This window comes from Winogradskyella ursingii (assembly GCF_013403975.1).
Taxonomy (GTDB): domain Bacteria; phylum Bacteroidota; class Bacteroidia; order Flavobacteriales; family Flavobacteriaceae; genus Winogradskyella; species Winogradskyella ursingii.
Window position 1 is genome coordinate 726,854 of sequence record NZ_JABFDH010000001.1, and the last position, 23,780, is coordinate 750,633.

The following is a 23,780-nucleotide window of genomic DNA, read 5'->3' on the forward strand; positions in this document are numbered from 1 at the left end:
AAAAAGAAATAATTTTAATAAAAAATGAGATTCCTGTTTTCGCGGGAAATAGCCTATGAAACTAGTACTATCACCAGCAAAATCGCTCGATTACGAAAGCAAATTACCAACTCAAAAAACGACCGAAGGACTATTTTTAGATGAAGCAGAGCGTTTAAATAAATTACTCAAAAAAAAATCGAAAAAAAAGTTGTCAAACTTAATGAGCATTTCTGATGATTTGGCTCAACTCAACTATGAGCGTAACCAAGAATGGGAACTACCGTTTGATAATGAAAATGCAAGACAGGCTATTTATGCTTTTGCGGGTGATGTTTACAGAGGTTTAGATGCTTATACAATTGACACTAAAAAATTAGATACACTTCAAAATACAGTTCGAATTCTCTCAGGATTATATGGCTTGTTGAAACCTATGGATTTAATTCAGCCCTACCGTTTGGAAATGGGAACAAAAATGACAGTGGGTAGAAATAAAAACCTCTACGAATTCTGGAATAAGAAAATAACCAAAGCCTTAAATGAGGAATTGGAAGACGATGAAATATTTTTGAACCTCGCAAGCAATGAATATTTTAAAGCCATTGATACAAAAGCTTTAAAAGTGCCAGTGATAGATGTTAATTTTAAGGAATATAAAAATGGCAAGTATAAAATTATAGCTTTCTACGCAAAAGTAGCCAGGGGCTTAATGGCAAGATATATCATAGATAACGATGCAAAAACATTGGATGATATCAAAGGTTTTAATCTTGAAAATTACGGATTTAGTGAAAAATTATCTTCGGACAACGAATTAGTCTTCACAAGATAGTTTGTTAGATCTGGCAGGTTTTTAAAACGGTACAGTTCTTAAAATCAACAACAACAAAATTTCATGTTCTATTACTATTTTATAATCGCCATCCAAGTATTTTGTTTTTATCATATTTTTAAAAACCGAAACCCGTTTTATTGGTATTTGATCATTCTTTTCGTCCCATTGATTGGAGCTATAATTTACATGTTTCAATATGTCTTCAATAAACAGGATAAGGATAAGGTTCAAGATAGCATTACCAATGCTGTCAATCCAACCAAGAAGACTCGGGATTTGGAAAAACAATTGGAGTTCTCTGACACCTACGCCAACCGAATAGCTTTGGCTGATTCCTATTATCAGAATAAAAATTTTGTGAGTGCCATTTCTAATTATAAAAAATCTTTAGAGGATACAGTTCAAGATGATTTCTATGCGCAGCAGCAGTTGGTATTAAGTTATTATCAACTTCATAATTATGAAAAAACTATCGAACATGCTGAAAAGATTCAACAAAAACCGGAATTTAAAGGCTCAAAACAACAATTCTGCTATGGTATGGCACTTAAAGAGGTAGGTGAAACTGAAAAAGCGGAATTTCAGTTGAAACAAATAGACCGACCATATTCCAACTATAGCGAACGATTGGAACTCGCCAAATTATACTTAGAGACCGACAGAATCAACGTAGGTAAAACGCTTCTGGATGAAATTTCAGCGGAATCCAAAAATATGACCGAGCCCAACCGACGTATTTATAGGAACACTATTCTAGAGGTTGAGCGCCTGTTGAGTTCGCTGTAACTAGAAATGGTCATTACTGCGGAGGCTGGAATCCACTATAAATTATAACTATAGAGTGTTTAAGCACAAACATCCATACAAGCCATTTATAAAGAACGATACTACAAAACTCATTGTTGGCACCTTGCCGCCACCACGATTTTCTACTGGTGAGCTCTTAGAAAAAGATGTAGATTTCTGCTACGGGAGCTATTACAATTCGCTTTGGTTGTTTATTGATAAAATCCATAATCTCAATTTGCGATTTGATAATTCTCAAGATGCCATAGATCAAAGGAAACAATTTTTAATTGAGCAAAAAATAGGTATATGTGACATCGTCGAAAGTGCCGAACGTGAAAAAATCGATGCTTCAGATTTAGGCATGAAAGATGTAAAATTGAGAGACATCGTTGGCTATTTGCAACGATATCCAAACATTGAAACTATTCTATTTACAGGAGGCAACAGCAAGAATGGTCCCGAATATTTCTTTAGAAAACATCTAAAAACTTATGGACTTAAACTAGAATTGGTAAATAACGAAGTGCCGAGAATTCATAAATTTGAGCTTTGCCATCCTGAACTAGTTAAGGGATCTCGTGCTAATGAGATTCCTAAATCACCGCGCTCATTTCAGACTGACAACATTAAAAATAATGTTGAGCTTGGTAAAGGTTTGGTTACTGAGAATAGTAGAAGTATAAAAACCGTCTCACTAACTTCAGGCTCTGGAGCGGCTAACATTTCCATAAGCCGATTGCCGCTTTACAAACAACTAAAAGCCAAAAACCCAGATTTTAACACGTTTGATTTTCGGGTGATGCAGTATTCGGAGTTTATTTAGGGTGTTTTGTTCAATGACTTTAATATAGACTGTTTCAATTTTCTATTTAAGGCGTTAAAAGAACTTAGTTGAAAATTTTTACAAATTTAAGTTTTATGTTCAACAACGTACATTAGTTTAAGAAGATTTACTTAATTTACAATTAAAACCTCAACCCTTGAAAAAAACACTACAAATAGCCAACGGCATCGCGTTAATTTCAACCATATTTATCAATTATTTGTCTAACACAGGTGCATTAAATAACACTACCATAGGTGAAGTTTCCGATAACTACAATTCTTTATTTACACCATCAGGTTACACCTTTGCGATATGGGGACTTATCTATTTAATGTTATTTGCTTTTGCGGTTTATCAAGGTCGAAGTTTGTTCGTAAAAGTGAAAAATGATGATTTTGTGCTTAGAACAGGTTGGTGGTTTGTACTGTCTTGCGTATTTAATTCAGCTTGGGTTTTTGCGTGGATATATGGTTATACAGGTATATCTTGCATATTTATATTTTTGCTCTTGTTGTCCTTATTGAAAATTGTAATGAATAATCGCATGGAATTTGACGATGAGCCATTTCCAGTCATTGCTTTTCTTTGGTGGCCATTCGTTGTATATTCTGGTTGGGTTACAGTAGCAAGCATTGCTAATGTTTCAACATATTTGGTAAAAATAAACTGGGATGGTTTTGGGATGTCTGAAGCATTTTGGACCATACTGCTCATCGGTATTGCTGTAGTCATTAATCTTTTTGCCATTTGGAATCGTAATATGCGCGAGTTTGCAGTAGTTGGAGCTTGGGCTTTAATTGGTATCGGGAATGCCAATAAAAATGCAAATGAAATGGTGATGTATTCAGCATTTGTTGGTGCGGCTGTTCTATTGCTATTTGCTGCTGTTCACGGGTATCAAAATAGACATACCAATCCATTTACAAAACTGAAGCAATCTTTAAAAAGTACTGATAAATAATAAAATAGATTTCTACCTTGCAACGGCATAAATAGCCGTAACTTCGCGCCAAATAAAAAGGAGTGACCTAATCATTAGATTGTTGAGTTTACTTCATAAACTTAATATATGTCATTCAAATCATTGGGCTTATCTGAGCCTATACTCAAAGCTATCCAAAAAAAAGGGTACGAAACACCATCACCAATTCAAGCTAAAGCTATTCCTCCAGTATTGGAAGGAAAGGATGTATTAGCCTCGGCACAAACAGGAACCGGAAAAACTGCAGGCTTCACGCTGCCAATGTTGCATTACTTGTCTAACAACCCTCATCCAAAATTTAGACCTATAAGAGCATTGGTATTAACACCAACGAGAGAGTTAGCGGCCCAGGTTTTTGAAAACGTTAAAGAATACAGCGAATTTTTAGATATAAAAGGAGCGGTAATATTTGGTGGAGTTAACCAAAAACCTCAAGTAAGCAAGATAAAACAAGGAATTGATATTTTGGTTGCAACGCCTGGACGTTTATTGGATTTGAAAAATCAAGGATTATTGTCTTTAAAGCATATTGAAATTTTTGTTTTGGACGAAGCAGACCGTATGCTGGATATGGGTTTTCTGCGTGATATTGAACGCGTCATGAAATTGATGCCAAACAAAAGGCAAAACCTTATGTTTTCGGCAACATTTTCAAAGGATATTAAAAAGTTGGCTTACTCTATTTTAAATAATCCCGTTCAGGTTGAAGCTACTCCAGAGAACACGGCCGTTGAAATTATTGAGCAGAAAGTCTATCGTGTCGCTAAAGGCAAAAAAACAGGATTGATTATAAAATTAATTTCTGAAGGCAATTGGCAACAAGTTTTAGTTTTTACAAGAACCAAACATGGAGCAAATAAGCTGACAAAAAAGATGGTTAGTGCAGGAATTACAGCAGCTGCAATTCACGGTAATAAAAGTCAAGGAGCACGAACTAAAGCTTTGGCTGGATTTAAAAGTGGAAAAATTCGGGTTTTGGTAGCAACCGATATTGCGGCTCGTGGTCTTGACATACCGCTTTTGCCACACGTTATCAATTTTGAATTACCAAATATTTCTGAAGACTACGTTCATAGAATCGGCAGAACCGGTAGAGCAGGGGCAGAAGGGCAAGCGATATCTCTTGTTAGTGCAGATGAAACTACTTACTTAGCTGGAATAGAAAAACTAATAGGCGAAAAGATTGAAATGGAGATTGTCGACGGTTTCGAGCCCGACCCGAATGCTTCAACAGAACCCATAAAGCCAGGACAGAATAGAGGTAGAGGAGGAAATCGCAACTCTGGTTCTCGAAATACTGGTGGTAATAAGAATTCAAATCGAAACAGAAGTCGAAATAGAAGTCGAAATCGAAATTCAAATTAGTTCAAACTGTCACCGCGAGCGTAGTTTAGAGGTCTTAGGCATTTTATTTAAGAATGTATATCAGAGGTCTCAACTGTGTTCTACCAGCCATAAATAGGATGTCAACACAACCCAACAATCCACTTCACGGAATAAAATTAGAGCAAATAGTAACAGAACTACAAGCGCACTATGGTTGGGAATATATGGGCTATCAAATAAATATTCGTTGTTTTACACACAACCCATCGGTGAAATCTAGCTTAAAATTTTTGAGACGCACACCATGGGCACGGACTAAAGTTGAGAACATGTATTTAGATATGCTGAAGAAAAATAGAAAATAAAATCTATAAATTTAGATTATTTTAAATCGGTCAAAGCGCCGTAAACAATCTTTTCCAATTTAGAATTTATGTCTCCATTGTAAGGTGATTGAAGCACCTGTCTTAGTTGAATAACTATTAAATCGTTAACAGGATCTATCCAAAACGTAGTGCTAAAAGCTCCGCTCCAACTGTATGTTCCATCAGGTCTTCTGGGATGATCTTTTGCAACATCAAAACCATAACCAAATTTGGCTTTGCCCCAAGGATATGCAATAGAATCAATTTGATTTTGATGCATAGATTGAGCCGTTTCAGCTTCTAAGATACGATTACCGTTAAGAATACCGTCATTGAGCATTGCTTGGCAAAACAGGTAATAATCTCTTGCTGTACCAGTCATACCACTACCGCCTGACAAGTAAGTCTTTGCACCTTGAGTTGGGTAATTGGCAATGTACATTGAGCCCATTTGGGATACTTCATTTATCTTTCCATTAGAGCCAGTAACATAAACCCGGCTTAAATCTTGAGTAAGAGAATCATTAAAATAGAAATCCAAGTGTTCTATTTCTAAAGGTTTGGTAATATGTTCTCTGATATAATCATCTAATTTCTGACCTGATGCCACTTCAACAACACGGCCTAAAACATCTGTATTAAGTCCATACATCCATCTTTCGCCTGGTTGGTGCATTAAGGGAAGATCTCCAAGCTTACTGGCAGTTTCCTCTATGGTTATTGGTAAGGAGGTACTTAAGTCTGGAATATTGTTTTTGGCTAATATCGCACCATTTACGCGAGGATTCATAAACCCATAAGGTACACCTGCTGTTTGAGTTAATAAGTGTCTTATCGTTGGCGCTTTATCTGCTGGTTCGGTCGTCCAGGTAGTGTCTGTTGAATTAAAACTAGTTAGTACCTCAGTGTCATTAAAAGTTGGAATATACTTGCCAACAGGATCATCTAAATCAATTTTTCCGTCTTCGACAAGTTGCATGGCAGCAACAGAGGTCAAAGGTTTGGTCATTGAGGCCATTCTGAATAAATGGTCCATTCTATAAGGTTCTGTTTTGGCAGAATCTGACCATCCGATGGCTGATTCATAAACAATTTTTCCGTCCTTGGCGATTAAAGTTACCGCTCCTGGGTATTTATCAGCTTGAATGAACGATTTAACCATTTCTTCAATCTTGTCAAGGCTGTCTGCGATCATGCCAACTTCGGCTGGTTGAGCCATTTGAAATTTTTTGACTAAAGTGGTCTCTTTGACTTCTTTTTTGCAAGAATAAAAGCATAAAATTGCAAAAAGAGGAATAAAAATTATTTTAAGTTTCATATGTGATGGGTTGGTTTTATTCGCAATATATTTATTGTTAATCTTCATCTTCTTTTTCAAACTCAATGACATGGGCATCAAATTCGGCATCCTTAAATTCGTCTCGACTCATCCAATATTCTGAAGTAATTAAAGTATAGCTTTGTTCACCATTAGATTTCAAATCCCATATTATAGATTCTGCTTCATCAAACTCTTCCTTTCCAGCGAGCTGAGTTGAAAACAAGCGTTTAATCACGTTATTGATTGCTAATGTGGTATTGAAGGCCTTCAGAACATTTTCTTTAGTGATTGCCTTATTTGGTGTCATTTCAAATTCGACGACGGTAGCTTTAGCATTTGGGAATTTGCCATTATAGGCTTTATGCAATAATTGACTGATATTAAATAAATGGTGGTGCAATGAAATATCTGCATATTCCTCGGATATTTTGTCCTGAAGCATTTCGTGCGAAATTTGGTCAATTTGGTTTTCATTAAGGTGGTCAGATAATCTATATTTTAAAACAATAGCTGCTGCTTCCGGAGGTTCAAAATCTGTAATTGCCATAAACAACAATTCCTGTAGTTCTTCAAAATTGGAATTACCTTCTGCTTCTAGTCCAAATTCTTCGAGCAGTGTTGTAAAATCTTCTTTTGTCCAAGCGTCTTTTAATTCTTCAACCGTCTTTACGCTGTTAATTATAATGTGGTATTTCATTTCAATTTCATTTCTATATGGTCATCTCTGCTTTTGAGATAATTTCTTGTTTTTCTTTTTGTCTAAATAATGACGTAACACTCCACCTTTTACTGAGTTGACATCAAACTCAACAATAAAGGCATTATCATCAATTTCTTCAATAATGCGGTGCATCTTTTTAATATCGATTCGGTTAATTATGGTGTGTATAATATCAAAATCTTGCTGTTCTCCTTTACTGCCAAATCCTTTAGAACCTTTATAGGTAGTAAGTCCTGCACCCAATTGCTCCATGATGGCTCGTTTTATTTTTATATAATGAATTGAAACGATTGTAACACCAATAAAGTCTTCAAATCCTTCTATGGTGAGGTCGGTAACCTTGGCAGTAACAATATAAGTGAGAATGGAGTATAAGGCGACTTCTACCGAAATAGCATAAGCCGTAATGCTGAATAATACAATGTTAAAAAGCAGGATAACCTGGCCAATACTGAAACCGAATTTATCATTGAGATAAATCCCTAGAATTTCAGAACCATCTAAAACGGAGCCATTACGGATAGCGATACCAATTCCTGCTCCAAGAAAAAGACCTCCAAATATTGAGATCAAAAGTTTATCGTCAGTGATGGTATCAAAAGTTTCGAAATGAATAAAAAACGCCAATCCCAAAATACTGATTATGGATTTTAATACGATACGTTTCGACACAGTGAAATAACCCAAGATTAGAAACGGAATACTCAAAGCTATTAAAAGAATTGATACATTCACATCTAATTGAGTTTGTAATAAAAGTGCCATTCCGGTTACGCCTCCATCCAAAAAGCCATTGGGTAGCAGAAATGCCTTGAGTCCAATACTAGCTAAAACAATACCTATGGCAATCTGTCCAAATTCCGTAATAAAATTATATGTTTTTGAATGTTTCAAATGGTTGGTTTTAGGTATTGAAGTTACAAAATGATTATTATCTATCTCAGAATTATGAGTATTAAAAAATCCCCTAGAAACTCTAGAGGATTGTGGCTTTAAATTCTGCCATTTCCATACCACCATTAACATTGGTGTCTATTATGGAGCAACGCTTTTCAATCAATGCTGTCTTAGATTCGTTTTTTAGACGCTTCACTTTAAACTCGTAAAACGATATTGAACCCTTAGCGTCAGCATCTAAATTTTTAAATTGTTTCTCAATATTCTCTTTTTTCTTAAGCATTTGGGAATGACACAAAGCCGAAAGCTAATGCGCAAAGACCGTATAAAAGTCTATGCTAGCATACAGGGTATTTCTTTATTGTCGAAATTCGTAGACTTCTGGAATAAAAAATAAAATAATGATATTTTCAAATTATTTTAACTGTCTTAAACCTTCGTAAACCACTATAGCGACAGCATTAGCCAAATTAAGACTTCTTATTTCTTTACTGTATAACGGAATTTTAAATAGCTGGTTTTTATGTTTTTCCGTTAGTTGTTTTGGTAGCCCAACAGATTCTTTCCCGAAAACGAGAAATGTGCCATCGCTATAGTCAATCTCCCAATGCGATTTGTTCCCGTGACTCGATAGGAAAATCATTTTTTCATCCTTATTTTGAAGAAAAAAATCTTCAATTGAATTATAATAGATAACATCTAAATGCTGCCAATAATCGAGACCTGCACGTTTTAGTCTTTTATCATTAATCTCAAAACCAAAAGGTTTAACTAAATGAAGTCTAGATCCTGTCGCCAAAACTAACCGACCGATATTACCGGTATTATTTGGAATTTCGGGTTCTATAAGTACAATGTTTAATGGCATAAAAAAAATAAAGGCCTAAATTATAATTAATTTAAGCCTTTATCCAATATAGAACAAGAAAATTATTTCTTCTTCTGTTGATCTTTAATTGTTTTTTCGTCAATATCAAATTTATTGGTGTCCGTTTTGTTTGCAACACCTTCTGGATTAGTCGGATTCTTTTGTTCCGTTTTTCTATCAAATTTTTTATTATCTCTTATTATTCCCATGATTTCTATATTTTTTTAATTGAACATTAAGATACAGAAAATACAGCCACATATGTCACAAAGCCCTCTTAAAACCTTGGCGTTTTGTGTTAAAAATTATTAATTGTCGCTTAGAATAGACGATACAAAATCATTTAAATTTTCCGTACCATCCTTAGTAAGATGTTTTATGAAAGCACTACCAATAATGGCACCTTTTGCATATTGAGTAGCTTGAGCAAAGGTTTCATTATTAAATATACCAAAACCGACGATTTGTGGATTATTGAGGTCCATGTTTGAAATGCGCTCAAAATAGAGCTTCTGATCATCTCCAAATCCTGTCTTTGCGCCAGTTGTACTGGCAGAGCTCACCATATATATAAAGCCGTTTGAAACTGAATCTATAAAACGAATACGTTTTTCTGAAGTCTGTGGCGTAATTAGAAATATATTGATGAGACCGTATTTCTCAAATGTAGATTTATATTGTTCAGAATACACATCTACTGGTAAATCTGGAATTATCAGTCCATCAATTCCAACTTCTTGGCACTTCTTGCAAAAAGCTTCTACACCGTATTGTAATATTGGGTTGAAGTAGCCCATAATAATTAGTGGAATAGATACTGACTCGCGGATATCTTCCAATTGTTTAAAGAGTAGATCACTAGTCATTCCGTTCTTTAAAGCTGTAGTTGAGCTTTTTTGGATTGTTGGCCCATCAGCTAATGGATCACTGAAAGGCAAACCAATTTCTATCATATCCACTCCGCTTTTTTCCAGATTTTTAATGATAGTTTCTGTATCATCTAAATTTGGATATCCAGCAGAAAAATAGATGGATAATAGCTTTTTCTCTTCCTTAAGTTTTTTGTTTATTCTATTCAAAATTTATTTTTTTTCTTGTCATTTCGAACAAGTAGGATGTGGCAATGAACTAATGGCAATCCTTTTCTACCGTTCGAAATGATGTTATAAATTAAAATACTCAATATAATTTTGTAAATCCTTATCGCCACGGCCAGATAAATTCACAACAACAATATCATTTGGCTCAAATGTTTTGTGCTCAAAAATAGCCAAAGCATGAGAGGTTTCTATGGCAGGAATTATACCTTCTAATTTTGAAAGTTGCATTCCTGCCTTCATGGCACCATCATCTGTTATAGCAATAAATTCTGCACGTTTGGTCTTATATAGATGTGCATGCATGGGTCCAACACCAGGATAGTCGAGTCCTGCCGAAATAGAATAGGGCTCCGTAATTTGTCCGTCTTTAGTCTGCATTAATAATGTTTTACTACCATGGATAATGCCTTCTTTTCCTAAAACGGAAGTGGCAGCGCTTTCTCCAGAATCGACACCTTTTCCGGCAGCTTCAACCGCAATTATCTTGACATCTTCATTATCCAAATAATGATAATAGGTGCCAGCGGCATTACTGCCACCACCAACACAGGCGATTAGGTAATTAGGATTTTCTGTACCTTCTTTTTCTAAGAGTTGCTTTTTAATTTCTTCTGAAACCACAGCCTGAAATCGAGCTACCATATCTGGATAAGGATGCGGTCCAACCACACTACCAATAATGTAGTGCGTGTCAACGGGATTATTGATCCAATCGCGTATGGCTTCGTTAGTTGCGTCTTTGAGCGTTTTACTACCTGAAGTTGCTGGTACGACCTTGGCTCCGAGCATTTTCATGCGTGCTACGTTTGGTGCTTGACGTGCAATATCAATTTCTCCCATGTAGACGATGCATTCAATTCCCATTAGTGCACATACGGTAGCCGTAGCTACACCATGTTGACCAGCTCCGGTTTCTGCAATGACTCTAGTTTTGCCCAGCCGTTGTGCCATAAGAATCTGCCCTATAGTATTGTTGACTTTATGCGCACCTGTATGATTGAGGTCTTCTCTCTTAAGATAAATTTTAGTGTTATACTTTTCTGAAAGGCGTTTGGCAAAATAGAGTGGTGATGGTCTGCCCACATAATCTTTTAATAAAGCATGAAATTCCTCTTGAAATGATGCATCTGCCATGATTTTAAGATAATTCTGCCGTAGCTCTTCTACATTTGGATAAAGCATTTCTGGGATGTATGCGCCTCCAAACTCTCCGTAGTAGCCTTTTTCGTTGATGTTGAATGTTTTTTTCATAGTTTTTTGGTCATTCTGGAATGAAAGAAGTAATTGAGAAATCTCTAAGGTCGAGATGTCTCAAATACGTTCGTCATAACAAATAGTATCTTTAAATTTCTTTAATTCATCAATGTTTTTTAATCCTGCTTTGATTTCAAACATACTGTTCACATCGATGGCGTAACAGTATTTTGATTCGGGTTTATTTAGAAATTCTTTAATGCTTTCAGTTTCTGCCAAACCAATGCCGCCGCTAAGAAAATAGGGTTTAGTGGATGGATAATCTTTTAGTACCTCCCAATTAAAAGTGTAGCCATTGCCGCCAGGTAACTTACCTTTTGTATCGAATAAAAAGTAATCGCAAACATCCTCATAGTCGCTCAATATGGTAAAATCAAAGTCGTCTTTAATCGAAAATACTTTTATGATTTTGAAATCGTGTTTTTTGTAAATGTGCTGATCACCATATCCGAAATCTGCTTCTTTGATAGCTTTGCAATATGATGGACTTTCCGATCCATGAAGTTGAATAACATCTAATTTGTACTCTATAATTTTGTGTACTATATCTATAATTTTATGATCGACAAAAACACCAACTTTTTTAATTGATTTTGGTAATTCCGGAATTTTTCCTTCAAAAAAACGAGATGATTGTTTATAGAATATAAAGCCCAAGTAGTCTGGTTGAAGTTTTGCCACTTCAGCCGTATTAAGTTTCATTCCGCAGACCTTTAATTTCATGACTCCAGTCTATTTATAAATTCTGTTGCATTTGTGCCAGGATTATCCGTTTTCATAAAGTTTTCTCCAATCAAAAAGCCTTTGTAGCCGTAAGGTTGTAATTCTTTTATAGCTTCCACAGAGCTGATCCCACTTTCTGAAACTTTGACAAAGTCATTTGGAATATACTGGCTGAGTTGTTTGGAAGTTTCTAAACTAACTTCAAAAGTTTTTAAATTTCTATTGTTTACACCAAGCATATCCAAAGATGGCATAATGGATTTATTCAGTTCTTCTTCATTGTGAACTTCTAGTAAAACATCTAATTCTAGACGCTTCGCGAATTCTGAAAATTGCTTGATTTCAGCCTTAGATAAAATTGCCGCGATCAATAAAATAACATCTGCTCCGTATGCTTTAGCCTCTAAAATTTGATATTCATCAATTATAAATTCTTTTCTTAATAGTGGCATATTGCAACTTGCCCTTGCTAAGATTAAATCGTCTAGTGAACCACCAAAATATTTACTGTCTGTTAAAACGGACATTCCACAAACTCCGGCATTTTCGTAACCTTGAGCTACATCTTGTACATTTAAATTTTGATTGATTTCAGATTTTGAAGGTGAGCGTCGTTTATGTTCAGCAATAATTCCGGTATTGCTATTTCTAAGTTTTTCAGTTAATGAAAAAGTGTTTCTTTGAAACAGCACAGAATTTTCTAATTGCTTAATAGGTATTAGTGATTTGCGTAAATCGACTTCTTTTCTTTTATCTGCTGTTATTTTATCTAGTATGTTCATGCTCACTTCCCTTGAAAACGGGAATCTTTTAAAATGATTATTCTATTTTATGAGATCCTGAATCAGCACTTCGACTACGCTAAGTGCAACGGTTCAGGATGACATTATGCGCTGCTTAACTCAATCAATTTATCCAAACTCTTTTTTGCTTTTCCACTCATCAAAGATTCTTTTGCCAACTCAAAACCCTCTTGATGTGGAATTTGCTTTACTGTGGCAATTGCCAATCCTGCATTTGCACAGACTACATTTGTTTGTGCTTCAGTTCCTCTGCCTTCTATAATTTTTTTAAATATGTCAGCTGCATTCTTAACAGTGTTACCTCCTGAGATTGCAGAAGCGTCAATTTGATTGATTCCTAAATCTTCTGGCTCAAAAAGCGTTTCAGATTTGTTTGAGATGACTTTTGTTTTTCCTGTCAAAGAAATTTCGTCGTAACCATCTAATGCATGTACCACAGCATAATTTTTATCTGTTTCTTGATAGAGATAGCCGTAAAGCCTTAGTAACTCTAAATTGAAAACTCCGACCATTTGGTTTTCTGGAAAGGCTGGATTTACCATAGGACCGAGCATATTAAAGAATGTTTTTACGCCAAGTTCTTTTCGTATTGGTGCTACATTTTTCATAGCCGGATGAAAGAGTGGTGCGTGTAAAACACAGATTCCTGTCTCGTCCAAGCTTCGTTTTAAAAAGTCTTTATTGTTGGTGAATTTGATGCCTAAATATTCCATGACATTAGAAGAGCCACAAGCCGATGAAACACCGTAATTACCATGCTTTGTAACGTTAACTCCGGCGCCAGCTGTGACAAATGAAGACAATGTAGAAATGTTGAAAGTATCCTTGCCATCACCTCCAGTACCACATAAATCAATACTGTTATAGCCTTTAAAATGGACTGGAATACATAGTTCTAATAGTGCATCCCTAAAACCTCGTAATTCTTCAATAGTTATGCTTCGCATCATATAAACTGTTAGGAATGATGCAATCTGATTTTGGTTGTATTGACCTGCTGAAATGTTTACAAGGACGGTTTTTGCTTCGTCGCTGCTAATACTTTCTTGATTAATAAGTCTGTTTAATATTTCTTTCATCCTATCCCTAACCCTTTCCTGAGGAAAGGGAACTGTATTGGTTATTAATTTAAAAAAGTTCTTTCTCTAATTCTTTCCTAAGGAAAGAGAACTGTTGTGGTTATACGTTGCTAAAAGTCCTTCCCTTTGGGAAGGATTCAGGATGGGCTTCACTGATTCACCCAATTTTCTAATATCTTTTTCCCATCTGGTGTCAAAACCGATTCGGGATGAAACTGGACGCCTTTCACGTCATAAATTTTATGTCTTAAGGACATTATTTGTCCGTTTTCATCGAACGAGGTGGCTTCTAAGCTTTCGGGCAAAATGGTACTCACTACCCAAGAATGGTATCTCCCAACTTCAAAAGTTTTGTCGATATTTTTAAATAGCACCTCATCTTCAACAGAACGTGTTACTATTGTTGCAACACCGTGATAAACTGTATTTAGATTTTCAATTTTTCCTCCAAAAACCTCACCAATAGCTTGCTGACCCAAGCAGACTCCTAATATACTTTTAGTTGCTGCGTAGGTTTTTATGATATCTTTTAATATTCCGGCTTCATCAGGAATTCCTGGACCTGGCGACAAAACTATTTTATCAAACGCATCAACTTCTTCAATGGAAAGTTTATCGTTACGTTTTACAGTTACTTCGCAATTGAGGTCTTCTAAATAGTGTACTAAATTATAAGTAAAACTGTCGTAATTATCTATTACTAATATTTTCTTCATATTAAATATCTTTAGCTAATTCGATCGCTTTCGTCAACGCTCCTAGCTTGTTATAGACTTCTTGTAATTCGCTTTCAGCGTTAGATTTTGCTACTAATCCGGCTCCTGCTTGCCAGAATAGTTTGTGGTTTTTGCTTAAAAAAGTTCTAATCATTATGGCGTGGTTAAAATTACCTTTAAAATCCATAAAACCAATAGCTCCGCCATAATAGCCTCGACTTGTTTTTTCATATTTTTCAATGAGCTGCATAGCCATATGTTTTGGTGCACCACTTAATGTGCCTGCAGGAAAAGTGTCTGCCACAACTTGCATGGTATCGGTATTTTTGTGGATTTTACCTGTTACCTTACTGACTAAATGAATGACGTGAGAAAAGAATTGTACCTCACGATAATTTTCTACTGTAACATTACCACCGTGTCTGCTTAAATCATTTCTAGCCAAATCTACCAGCATCACATGTTCGCTGTTTTCTTTGTCATCTTTAATGAGTGCTTCGGCCAACTCTGCATCTTTTAAGTCGTTCCCACTTCTTTTAAATGTGCCTGCAATGGGATGAATTTCGGCTTTGCCATCACTCACCACAAGTTGTGCTTCTGGCGAACTCCCAAAAATTTTGAAATTGCCATAATCGAAATAGAAAAGGTAAGGGGAGGGATTAATACTGCGTAAAGCTCTGTAAACATTAAACTCGTCACCACTAAACTCTTGCGAAAACCGTTTGGATAAAACTAATTGAAATACATCACCTCGGCCACAATGCTTTTTAGCAAGTTTTACGTGATTCTTGTACTCTTGGTCCGTGAGATTTGAATCAATTTCACCTTTGGATTTAAAATTGTACGACGCATATTGTCTATTCTGAATGAGCTGTAGAAGCTCATCAATATTATTGTCAGCCTCAAAACAATGTGCGAAAATATAAGCTTCATTTTTAAAATGATCAATAGCTATTATGTTCTGATAAACAGCGTAAAACACATCTGGTATGGTTACAGAACCATCCTTTTTTGAAATCTCTATATCTTCAAAATATTTAACGGCATCGTAAGCTGTATATCCAAAAATACCGTTATTGATGAATTTAAAATCACCCACATTATCCACTTTAAACCTTTGCGTAAATTTGTGGATTTCTTCAACAACGTTAGTCGATGTTGCACTATCTGTTTTAGAACTACCATCGGGAAACGTCTGGTGAATGATTTCATTTTCAACTTTTATAGACGCAATTGGATTGCAGCAGATGTAAGAAAAGCTGTTGTCATTAGCATGGTAATCGCTACTTTCTAAGAGTATACTATTAGGAAATTTATCCCTAATCTTTAGATAAATGCTCACTGGTGTAATCGTGTCTGCGAGTATTTTTTTATAATGGGTTTTTAAGCTGTATTGTTTCATTTATGCTGAATTAATTTCAGTTTTTTTTTTTTTTTTTTTTTTTTTTTTTTTTTTTTTTTTTTTATTTTTTTTTTTTTTTTTTTTTCTTTTTTTTTTTTTTTTTTTTCTGTTTTGGACAAATTAAAAAAGGCTTGTCGTGATTGACAAGCCTTTTTCTTATATAATTTAACATACCAAGGATTATTTCACGAACATGAGTTTGAGAAATTCCACCACCAAGTATGATTTGTATTTGTTTTCATTTTGTAAGTGTCAAATATAGAAATGATAATTTGCTTATTCAAATATTTGATTTAATTTTTTGTTAATTATTTATTTCACTTCAGTTACATTAATAACTTTATAAAATGAAACAGATATTACTTATGCTTTTTGTAGCGTCGGTTTTTTCATGTAAAAATGAAAAGACTGAAACGGCAACTGTTGAAACTAAGAGTGAAATTATATCATCTGACGAAAAAACTCCGGTTAATTACCCTTTTACTATTTATGATTACGATGGTCTAGAGCCATTGATAAATAAAGAGGACGATAAGGTGCACGTAGTTAATTTTTGGGCTACGTGGTGTGCGCCATGTGTAAAAGAATTACCTTATTTTGAGGCAATTAATAAAAAATATGACGATGATGAGCTTGAGGTACTTTTAGTCAGTTTAGACTTTCCTAAAAATTACGGTTCTAAATTAGTGCCTTTTTTAGAGAAGCATGATTTACAATCTCAAGTTGTTGCTTTTGATGATGTAGATCAAAATCGATGGATTCCAGCAATTAATAACGATTGGTCCGGTGCAATTCCTGCTACTATTATTTACAAGGGAGATCAAAGAAAATTTTATGAAAAATCTTTTACACAAGAAGAATTAGAAACCGAGCTTAAACAATTTTTAAAATAAAATAATTATGAAAAACTTAAAATTATTGGGAGTAATGGTGTTGGTATTGACGCTGTCTGCTTTCTCAACCACAACTGAAGATAATGGGTATGAAGTAGGTGATTTGGCAACAGATTTTAACCTAATGAATATTGATGGTAATAAAGTCTCCCTTTCGGACTATACTGATGCGAAAGGTTTTATTGTAATTTTTACCTGCAACACATGCCCTTATGCAGTAGCATACGAAGATAGAATTGAAGCACTGAACAAAACCTACGCCCCAAAAGGGTATCCTGTTATTGCGATTATGCCAAATGATCCCGATGTAAAACCAGGTGACAATATGGAAGCGATGAAGGCTAGAGCTAAAGCAAAAGGATTTACATTCCCTTATTTGATGGACGACGGACAAAAAATCTATCCGCAATATGGTGCCACAAAAACTCCACATGTTTATGTGCTACAGAAAACCAGAAAAGGTAATGAAGTGAAATACATTGGTGCAATTGACGATAATTATAAAGATGCATCTGCTGTTAAAGAAACTTACACCGCTGATGCTGTTGATGCACTATTAAATAACGAAGAAATAGAAACTAAAGAAACTCGTGCTATTGGTTGTTCTATAAAGGTTAAAAGCTAGATTTTTAATAACTAAAGGAGTTTTAAATCTCAAATTAATTTGGGATGAAATGTTAAATATTAATCCGAAGTGTAACGCTTCGGATTTTTTTTCGTCTATATCATAAAGAAATGTTAATTTTGCTCCTTAATTTAAAGCTCAATATGGCAGATTTATCACAACAAGATTGGAAAGAACAACTCGAGGCAGACAATAATTCTACAATTTTAGATGTTAGAACGCAAGAAGAAGTTGATGAGGGTATCATTCCAAATGCCAAACATATAGATATTTACAAGGGCCAAGGTTTTATTGATGAAATAGAAAAGCTCGATAAAAGTAAAAACTATTATGTGTATTGCAGATCTGGAAATCGTAGCGGACAAGCCTGCGCATTGATGAATCAGTTGGGATTTGAAAATGCCTATAATTTACAGGGTGGAATGAACGAATGGCAAGGTAAAGTGGTGAAGCAATAATTTTAAAAAGCAGTTATTATGAAAAATTTTGGTCTTATTGGTTTGCTTTTATTAAGTATTTGTTTAGCCTGGAGCTGTACAAATGATCGGAGTAACACTGCAGAAGTAAAAGTAGTTACTGCTGAAGAAATGGAAACCATTTTAGAATTAGAAGATGTGCAGTTGGTTGATGTTAGGACAGCCGAAGAATATGCAGAAATACATATACCCAATGCACAGAATATAGATTTTAATTCTCCTACATTTGATGAAGATGTAGAAAAACTGGATAAAAAAAAGCCAGTGATTTTGTATTGTAAGTCAGGCGGTAGAAGTGCCAAATGTGCAAAAAAACTTAAAGATGCTGGTTTTAAAAAAATCTATGATTTAGAAGGAGGAATTTCAAAATGGCAGCACTCAGATAAAATAAAGCTTGAAAGAAAGTCATAAATAATAACCGAGCTACATGTTCGGTTTTTTTTTAATTCTTAAGGTTATTATAAAATAATTAGTCCGTATAAGGTTAATAAAACTGCATCCATTACATTTGCGTTTCAATCCTTGTATTTATGACGATTAAGAAAGCACTCCTATTTTGCCTCTTCACTTTTGGTTTTTCGATCAACCTTTTTTCTCAAATATTAGAACCTGTAAAATGGGAATCATCAGTTGACAAAATTTCAGAAACAGAATACAATTTAATTTTTACAGCCAATATTGAAAAAGGCTGGTACATTTATTCTCAAAAAAGTACAGGCGGCTTTGCTCCAACAACGGTATTTGAATTCCGAAATCAAGAAAACAACTATATACTAACAGGCGAAACTTCAGAGCCTGATGAGGCACCAGTATTTGATGAGATTTTTGAAGAAGAAGTCATTAAATTTAAAAATGAGGCAGTATTTACTCAAAAAATAGAGCTTTTAAATTCCGAATTAAAACAAATTGAAGTTTATGTAGAATACCAGACCTGCGATAATGAAAAGTGTATTCCTGGCGATTTTACCTTCAATATATCTCTTGATGGAACTAATGTTGAAAAAGAAAGGGCCACAATCGACGAGAGAAGCAAAGAGTTGTCAAAAGCACTTAATCTAAACGTCACAGGATGGGATAATTATGAAAAGCAAACTGTAGAAGAACAAAGTAATCTGAACATTTTTTTACTTGGCTTTTTAGGCGGACTAATTGCGTTATTAACGCCATGCGTTTTTCCAATGATTCCTCTCACGGTGTCGTTCTTCACCAAAAGTGCCAATGATCCTAAAAAAGGATTATTCAATTCTATTTTGTATGGTTTTTTCATCTTCTTAATCTACGCATTATTGAGTTTGCCGTTTCATTTGTTAGATTCATTGGACCCTGGAATTTTAAATAATATTTCAACCAATGTCACCCTAAACATAATTTTCTTCATCATTTTTATAGTTTTTGCTTTTTCATTTTTCGGTTATTTTGAATTGACATTACCACAATCTTGGAGTGCCGCCATGGATAGTAAAGCCAATAAAATCGGTGGATTTATTGGTGTATTTTTTATGGCATTAACATTGGCTATCGTATCGTTTTCATGTACGGGACCAATATTGGGAACCTTACTGGGTAGTTCACTTACGGCAGATGGTGGTGCTATGCAACTCACCATGGGTATGAGTGGTTTTGGCTTGGCATTAGCATTGCCATTTACATTATTTGCTATGTTTCCTAAATGGTTAAATACATTGCCAAAATCTGGAGGTTGGTTAAATACTGTAAAGGTTGTTCTCGGGTTTATTGAGTTGGCATTAGCATTAAAATTCTTGTCCAATGCCGATTTGGTAGAGCATTGGGGAATTTTAAAACGTGAAGTATTTATAGGACTTTGGATCATCATTGGCGTAGCCTTGGCCTTGTATTTATTTGGGAAAATCAAATTTCCACATGATGGTCCATTAAACCAAATTACTTACGGTCGAGCAATAACTGGGCTTTTGGTGATTGGTTTCATTATTTACCTTATTCCAGGATTGAGCAATACAAAACATGCGAACCGAAAATTGTTAAGTGGCTTCCCGCCACCAATGTTTTATAGTTTATACGACAAGTCTTCCGAGTGTCCATTGGACTTAAATTGCTACAAGGATTTGGATAAAGGTATCGCAGCCGCCAAAAGACAGAACAAGCCGATATTATTGGACTTTACGGGTTGGGCATGCGTTAATTGCCGTAAGATGGAGGAGCAGGTGTGGAGTACCTCAGAAGTTTACAATATTTTGTCTGACGAATATGTGATCATTTCACTTTACGTGGATGATAAAAAAGAGCTGGAAGAGTCCAATCAATTTCAATATTTAAGACCAAACGGAACTGTTAAAAATATAGAAACCATTGGCGATAAATGGGCAACCTTACAGACCATTAATTTTAAGAATAATTCTCAACCTTATTATGCCTTGTTAAATCATAATTTGGAATTATTGAATGCCACTAACGCCTACGAGCCAAATGAAGACGCTTATTTTGAATGGCTTAAAACTGGATTGGAGAATTTTAATAAAAAATAGAATTCTGTTATTTGAGAATCTTTATCATTCAAAAATAATATAGAATTAGTTATTTGAGACTAGAAGTAATCACAATATTCTAATAATTGTTATTCTTGCTCTACCCGATTTTTTCATCAGATAAGTTTGTCTCTCTTTTTCTAGATTTAAATAACAAAACCAACATTAAGGAAGCTATACTTATGGTTAGAAAAATTATGTTGATAAGTTGATAGTCATCAAAAATGATTACACTAGAGCACCAAACGATTAAGTATATGACGAGGGCAAAATCTAAAATCTTTTTCATAATAATGTAGGATTAATTTGGTTAGAAAACGGGTCAAGTTATAATATTAAATAATTACTTGCTTGTTTATGAGCGTTATGTAACTATCAGAAACAAAGCTAGTTAAGCTCATGAGATAATCCCTTATACAATTAAGGTCTGAAGTTGTACAATTATGATAAATTACATATCTTATAAGTAATAATAAATCAATATTAGACGGTTATGTTTTTTTAAATGTGTTATCTTATAAAATATACATCTTCAAACGGAATTCTAAATCTTGGTCCGTAAATTCCTTTTTCATCACGAATGCCACAACTAATTACCATATTGATTTCTGCACCACTCGGCAAGTTTAAGATCTTTTTTACTCTCAATGTATCACTACCTTCCATAGGGCACGTATCGTAACCTATAGCAGCCATGCTTATCATAAAATTTTCAGCAGCGAGCCCAGCACTTTTGTGGGCCACAATACGCATATCGCTCAACCGGACCTGTCTGTATATGGGTTGGAACAAACCAATAATCTGAAAAACGATATATTTTAAATAACCTAAAATTCCAAGAAAATCAGTATAGATAGTAGGAATAAGTTTACTGTAATAGCTCGTTGCCATCTTTTTTCGTTTCAATTCGTTATCACTCAAATTGGGTTTGTCATAGACTCTATTCAGAAAATCCAAATTTGCCTTGGTCCGTTTTTTCCAAAGATCCTTTCGAGTCACGATTACCACCAATTGTTTTGCGGTCTTTGCTGCATTTTGATCCAAGCAAGCGTCTGACAGTTTTGTTAAAATAGCTTTATCCGTAATGTGATAAAATTCCCAAAGTTGTAAATTACTGCTGGTCGGAGCTAGTGAAGCGTTATAGATACATTGTTTAACCTTTGCTGTGTCTATAGATTCATCTTTGTAAATTCTTGTTGAACGTCTATAGGCAATGGCTTCCGATACTGTTTTTTCCATATCAAATTTAAGATAGATTTAATCGAAGATAAGTTGAAAAACTTTGTTACCCATCAGATAGCCCAATCCTAAAACCAAAGGGTAGCCGATAAAGAGCCAGAGATAATCTATGATATTTATTTTGGTAAAAGCGGAACTGCCGTGTGCCGAAAGTAATTCAATAAAATCGTACCAAGACTTTAGTCCTAGTTTTACGACGATGCCATTGGCAATTATGGCAATAATTAAAATAGCTAAACCTATGATGTAAATTTTAAGCATAATTAAGTTGTTTTTACTTTCAATTTCTCAGCATGTAAATCCTTTAGTTTTTCAAGTTTTGGTGATATAAAGGATTTGCAAAAGGGCTTCTCGGGATCTTTTAAATAATAATTCTGAATGTCTTCACGAGACGCTCTAAATTTTGAAAACGTTAAGACTTTTGTGATCAATTGGTCATTGTAATCGCGTTGGAAATTCCCTAGCAATCTCTCACATTCCGCCTTTTGTTCTTTGGAAAAAGCATAAACAGCAGAGCGGTATTTCTTTCGCATAGAATGGTTAGAGGTACTGTTATGGGTTAATAAATGAATTTCTATAAGACTTTTAAGAGAAATTATTTCGGTATTAAAATGAACGATTACAGCTTCAGAAAAAGTTTGGTGTTCTCCAATTGAAGCAATATAACCTTGTTCCACACGATCAACCCCATATAGAGATTGAAAAACTGCTTCCGTACACCAATGGCATCCACCTCCTAAAGCGATTTTAGTCTTCATGTGCGGCACTATGGTTCTTTAAAAAATGAATGATTTTATCTATTGGCATTTCGCAGGGTTTGAGCAATTCTTGCCTGGAAGTGATATAATAATTTAAACTAATAAAATCAGTACCACCAAGTTCTTCTGCATAAATTTTTATACTACTACCATTATTAAAATCTGTACGGGTAACTCCATATGTTTTATGTTTATAAGAAACTTTAGAGTAACCGATTGGAAATTCTTGTATGGTTTTTAAGAGCATAAAATACGCTAATGTACCTGGCCGTTTTTCAGCTTATCTGAATGTAGTTTACGCAATTTGGCTAATTTTGGATCTATCACAAAACTACAATAACCAAAATTGGGATTGTTTTTGTAAAAGTCCTGATGCTCTTTTTCCGCCTCATAAAATATTTCTGATTTAGAAAGTTCAGTGACGATTGGTTTATCGTAATATGGCTTCAAGCCTTCAAAAACTGCTTCGGCAATTTCTTTTTGCTTCTCATTATGATAGTAGATTACGGAACGGTACTGTGTTCCTCTGTCGGCACCTTGTTTGTTCAACGAAGTTGGGTCATGAGTGGTCATGAAAATGATTAAAATATCTTCATAACTTATCACATTAGCATCAAAAGTCACTTTTACCACTTCAGCAAAACCCGATAGTCCGGAGCAAACCTCACGATAAGTGGGTCTTCCTGGTGCATCTCCAGCTGTGTAACCGGAAACCACATTTTCGACACCAGCAACGGCTTCAAAAACCGCTTCAGTGCACCAAAAACATCCGCCTCCTACGGTTGCTGTTTGAAGATTTTTACCTGCCATCGACACGCTCTTTTTGTAAGGTTAATGATTCTGAATTGACACAGTAACGCAGTCCACTTGGTTCTGGACCATCAGGAAATACATGACCTAAGTGGGCATCGCAAGTATTGCACATTACTTCGACCCTAACCATTCCTAGAGAAGAGTCTTTTTCGTATTTGATGGCATTTTTTTCAATGGGTTGAGTAAAGCTAGGCCATCCTGTTCCTGAACTAAATTTTATGGTGGAGTCAAACAATGGTGTATCGCAACAAATACAGTTGTATTTGCCAGCTTCGTATGCGGTGCAGAGTTCGCCACTATGTGGTCTTTCCGTACCTTTTTGTCTGGTGATTCTATATTGTTCTGGTGTGAGTTGCGATTTCCATTCGGCATCGCTCTTTTCGACACGTCTGTCTGGTTTAGGATTGCCGTTTACTGCAAAGTCTATAATATTTTTCCAAGTGAGCATAAATAGTTTTTTGCTTAAAATTAATAGAAATAGAC

At 34.9% G+C, this 23,780-nt stretch carries 30 protein-coding genes; 11 read left to right on the forward strand and 19 right to left on the reverse strand.

The window, feature by feature from the left end; all coding sequences use genetic code 11:
• Nucleotides 1-55: 55 nt before the first annotated feature.
• From yaaA to HM983_RS03305, 6 genes are all read left to right on the forward strand, one after another.
• On the forward strand, nt 56-814 hold the full coding sequence (gene yaaA, locus HM983_RS03280; RefSeq protein ID WP_179343961.1) for a peroxide stress protein YaaA: 759 nt from the start codon (nt 56-58) through the stop codon (nt 812-814).
• Nucleotides 815-1,003: 189 nt separating this feature from the next.
• Nucleotides 1,004-1,603, forward strand: coding sequence for a hypothetical protein (locus tag HM983_RS03285; protein WP_179343962.1), 600 nt, complete (start codon nt 1,004-1,006; stop codon nt 1,601-1,603).
• A gap of 55 nt (nt 1,604-1,658) precedes the next feature.
• Nucleotides 1,659-2,429, forward strand: a complete 771-nt coding sequence (locus HM983_RS03290) for a uracil-DNA glycosylase family protein (protein WP_179343963.1) — start codon at nt 1,659-1,661, stop codon at nt 2,427-2,429.
• A 157-nt stretch (nt 2,430-2,586) separates the two neighbouring features.
• Nucleotides 2,587-3,393, forward strand: a complete 807-nt coding sequence (locus tag HM983_RS03295) for a tryptophan-rich sensory protein (RefSeq protein ID WP_179343964.1) — start codon at nt 2,587-2,589, stop codon at nt 3,391-3,393.
• Between the two features lie 108 nt (nt 3,394-3,501).
• Nucleotides 3,502-4,779 carry a DEAD/DEAH box helicase gene (locus HM983_RS03300; protein ID WP_179343965.1) on the forward strand — a complete coding sequence of 426 codons (1,278 nt, stop codon included), beginning with the start codon at nt 3,502-3,504 and terminating at the stop codon, nt 4,777-4,779.
• 98 nt (nt 4,780-4,877) lie between these two features.
• Entirely contained in the window at nt 4,878-5,105 is a 228-nt protein-coding gene (locus HM983_RS03305; protein WP_179343966.1) for a VF530 family protein, read from the forward strand.
• Nucleotides 5,106-5,121: 16 nt separating this feature from the next.
• Here HM983_RS03305 and HM983_RS03310 read toward each other — a convergent pair whose 3' ends face one another.
• The 13 genes from HM983_RS03310 to HM983_RS03370 form a co-directional block, all read right to left on the reverse strand.
• Nucleotides 5,122-6,324 carry a serine hydrolase domain-containing protein gene (locus HM983_RS03310; RefSeq protein ID WP_246277444.1) on the reverse strand — a complete coding sequence of 401 codons (1,203 nt, stop codon included), beginning with the start codon at nt 6,322-6,324 and terminating at the stop codon, nt 5,122-5,124.
• A 136-nt stretch (nt 6,325-6,460) separates the two neighbouring features.
• Nucleotides 6,461-7,123 carry a hypothetical protein gene (locus tag HM983_RS03315; protein ID WP_179343968.1) on the reverse strand — a complete coding sequence of 221 codons (663 nt, stop codon included), beginning with the start codon at nt 7,121-7,123 and terminating at the stop codon, nt 6,461-6,463.
• A gap of 21 nt (nt 7,124-7,144) precedes the next feature.
• Nucleotides 7,145-8,041, reverse strand: coding sequence for a YitT family protein (locus HM983_RS03320; RefSeq protein ID WP_246277445.1), 897 nt, complete (start codon nt 8,039-8,041; stop codon nt 7,145-7,147).
• A gap of 82 nt (nt 8,042-8,123) precedes the next feature.
• Nucleotides 8,124-8,327 (reverse strand): EF-hand domain-containing protein, encoded by a 204-nt coding sequence (locus tag HM983_RS03325; RefSeq protein ID WP_179343970.1) that lies wholly within the window; start codon nt 8,325-8,327, stop codon nt 8,124-8,126.
• Between the two features lie 132 nt (nt 8,328-8,459).
• The gene (locus tag HM983_RS03330) at nt 8,460-8,912 is read right to left on the reverse strand and encodes a tRNA (cytidine(34)-2'-O)-methyltransferase (RefSeq protein WP_179343971.1); all 453 of its coding nucleotides are present in this window, start codon (nt 8,910-8,912) and stop codon (nt 8,460-8,462) included.
• Between the two features lie 62 nt (nt 8,913-8,974).
• The gene (locus HM983_RS03335; protein WP_179343972.1) at nt 8,975-9,121 is read right to left on the reverse strand and encodes a hypothetical protein; all 147 of its coding nucleotides are present in this window, start codon (nt 9,119-9,121) and stop codon (nt 8,975-8,977) included.
• Between the two features lie 99 nt (nt 9,122-9,220).
• Nucleotides 9,221-9,991: a tryptophan synthase subunit alpha gene (gene trpA, locus HM983_RS03340; RefSeq protein WP_179343973.1), complete on the reverse strand. Its 771-nt coding sequence runs from the start codon at nt 9,989-9,991 to the stop codon at nt 9,221-9,223.
• An 84-nt stretch (nt 9,992-10,075) separates the two neighbouring features.
• On the reverse strand, nt 10,076-11,263 hold the full coding sequence (gene trpB / locus HM983_RS03345) for a tryptophan synthase subunit beta (protein WP_179343974.1): 1,188 nt from the start codon (nt 11,261-11,263) through the stop codon (nt 10,076-10,078).
• Nucleotides 11,264-11,323: 60 nt separating this feature from the next.
• Complete coding sequence (locus tag HM983_RS03350) at nt 11,324-11,989, reverse strand: phosphoribosylanthranilate isomerase (protein WP_179343975.1); 666 nt, start codon at nt 11,987-11,989, stop codon at nt 11,324-11,326.
• Nucleotides 11,986-12,771, reverse strand: a complete 786-nt coding sequence (gene trpC / locus HM983_RS03355; protein WP_179343976.1) for an indole-3-glycerol phosphate synthase TrpC — start codon at nt 12,769-12,771, stop codon at nt 11,986-11,988. The genes HM983_RS03350 and trpC overlap by 4 nt, the downstream gene beginning before the upstream one ends.
• A 104-nt stretch (nt 12,772-12,875) precedes the next feature.
• Nucleotides 12,876-13,871 (reverse strand): anthranilate phosphoribosyltransferase, encoded by a 996-nt coding sequence (gene trpD, locus HM983_RS03360; RefSeq protein ID WP_179343977.1) that lies wholly within the window; start codon nt 13,869-13,871, stop codon nt 12,876-12,878.
• A gap of 149 nt (nt 13,872-14,020) precedes the next feature.
• Nucleotides 14,021-14,587 (reverse strand): anthranilate synthase component II, encoded by a 567-nt coding sequence (locus HM983_RS03365; protein WP_179343978.1) that lies wholly within the window; start codon nt 14,585-14,587, stop codon nt 14,021-14,023.
• A 1-nt stretch (nt 14,588) separates the two neighbouring features.
• Nucleotides 14,589-15,989, reverse strand: coding sequence for an anthranilate synthase component I family protein (locus HM983_RS03370; protein WP_179343979.1), 1,401 nt, complete (start codon nt 15,987-15,989; stop codon nt 14,589-14,591).
• Nucleotides 15,990-16,336: 347 nt separating this feature from the next.
• On the opposite strand from HM983_RS03370, the gene HM983_RS03375 reads away from it, so the two are divergent.
• The 5 genes from HM983_RS03375 to HM983_RS03395 all read left to right on the forward strand — a co-directional run bounded on the left by HM983_RS03375 (nt 16,337) and on the right by HM983_RS03395 (nt 20,487).
• Nucleotides 16,337-16,882: a TlpA family protein disulfide reductase gene (locus HM983_RS03375; RefSeq protein ID WP_179343980.1), complete on the forward strand. Its 546-nt coding sequence runs from the start codon at nt 16,337-16,339 to the stop codon at nt 16,880-16,882.
• A 7-nt stretch (nt 16,883-16,889) separates the two neighbouring features.
• Nucleotides 16,890-17,507 carry a thioredoxin family protein gene (locus tag HM983_RS03380; RefSeq protein ID WP_179343981.1) on the forward strand — a complete coding sequence of 206 codons (618 nt, stop codon included), beginning with the start codon at nt 16,890-16,892 and terminating at the stop codon, nt 17,505-17,507.
• Nucleotides 17,508-17,650: 143 nt separating this feature from the next.
• Entirely contained in the window at nt 17,651-17,965 is a 315-nt protein-coding gene (locus tag HM983_RS03385; protein WP_179343982.1) for a rhodanese-like domain-containing protein, read from the forward strand.
• Between the two features lie 18 nt (nt 17,966-17,983).
• Nucleotides 17,984-18,394: a rhodanese-like domain-containing protein gene (locus HM983_RS03390; RefSeq protein ID WP_179343983.1), complete on the forward strand. Its 411-nt coding sequence runs from the start codon at nt 17,984-17,986 to the stop codon at nt 18,392-18,394.
• 119 nt (nt 18,395-18,513) lie between these two features.
• Nucleotides 18,514-20,487 (forward strand): protein-disulfide reductase DsbD family protein, encoded by a 1,974-nt coding sequence (locus HM983_RS03395; protein WP_179343984.1) that lies wholly within the window; start codon nt 18,514-18,516, stop codon nt 20,485-20,487.
• A 510-nt stretch (nt 20,488-20,997) separates the two neighbouring features.
• Here the strand turns inward: HM983_RS03395 and HM983_RS03400 are convergent.
• Genes HM983_RS03400 through msrB form a run of 6 tightly spaced genes read right to left on the reverse strand, consistent with a single transcriptional unit; the run spans nt 20,998 to nt 23,745 of the window.
• On the reverse strand, nt 20,998-21,726 hold the full coding sequence (locus tag HM983_RS03400) for a nitroreductase family protein (protein WP_179343985.1): 729 nt from the start codon (nt 21,724-21,726) through the stop codon (nt 20,998-21,000).
• 18 nt (nt 21,727-21,744) lie between these two features.
• A complete protein-coding gene (locus HM983_RS03405) occupies nt 21,745-21,987 on the reverse strand; it encodes a DUF7672 family protein (RefSeq protein ID WP_179343986.1) in 243 nt (80 codons plus the stop codon).
• A gap of 2 nt (nt 21,988-21,989) precedes the next feature.
• A complete protein-coding gene (locus HM983_RS03410; RefSeq protein WP_179343987.1) occupies nt 21,990-22,484 on the reverse strand; it encodes a peptide-methionine (S)-S-oxide reductase in 495 nt (164 codons plus the stop codon).
• Nucleotides 22,474-22,731 (reverse strand): peptide methionine sulfoxide reductase, encoded by a 258-nt coding sequence (locus HM983_RS03415; RefSeq protein ID WP_179343988.1) that lies wholly within the window; start codon nt 22,729-22,731, stop codon nt 22,474-22,476. The genes HM983_RS03410 and HM983_RS03415 overlap by 11 nt, the downstream gene beginning before the upstream one ends.
• Before the next feature lie 8 nt (nt 22,732-22,739).
• On the reverse strand, nt 22,740-23,294 hold the full coding sequence (gene msrA / locus HM983_RS03420; protein ID WP_179343989.1) for a peptide-methionine (S)-S-oxide reductase MsrA: 555 nt from the start codon (nt 23,292-23,294) through the stop codon (nt 22,740-22,742).
• A complete protein-coding gene (msrB, locus tag HM983_RS03425) occupies nt 23,284-23,745 on the reverse strand; it encodes a peptide-methionine (R)-S-oxide reductase MsrB (RefSeq protein WP_179343990.1) in 462 nt (153 codons plus the stop codon). Before msrB ends, msrA begins: the two co-directional genes overlap by 11 nt.
• Nucleotides 23,746-23,780: the final 35 nt, after the last annotated feature.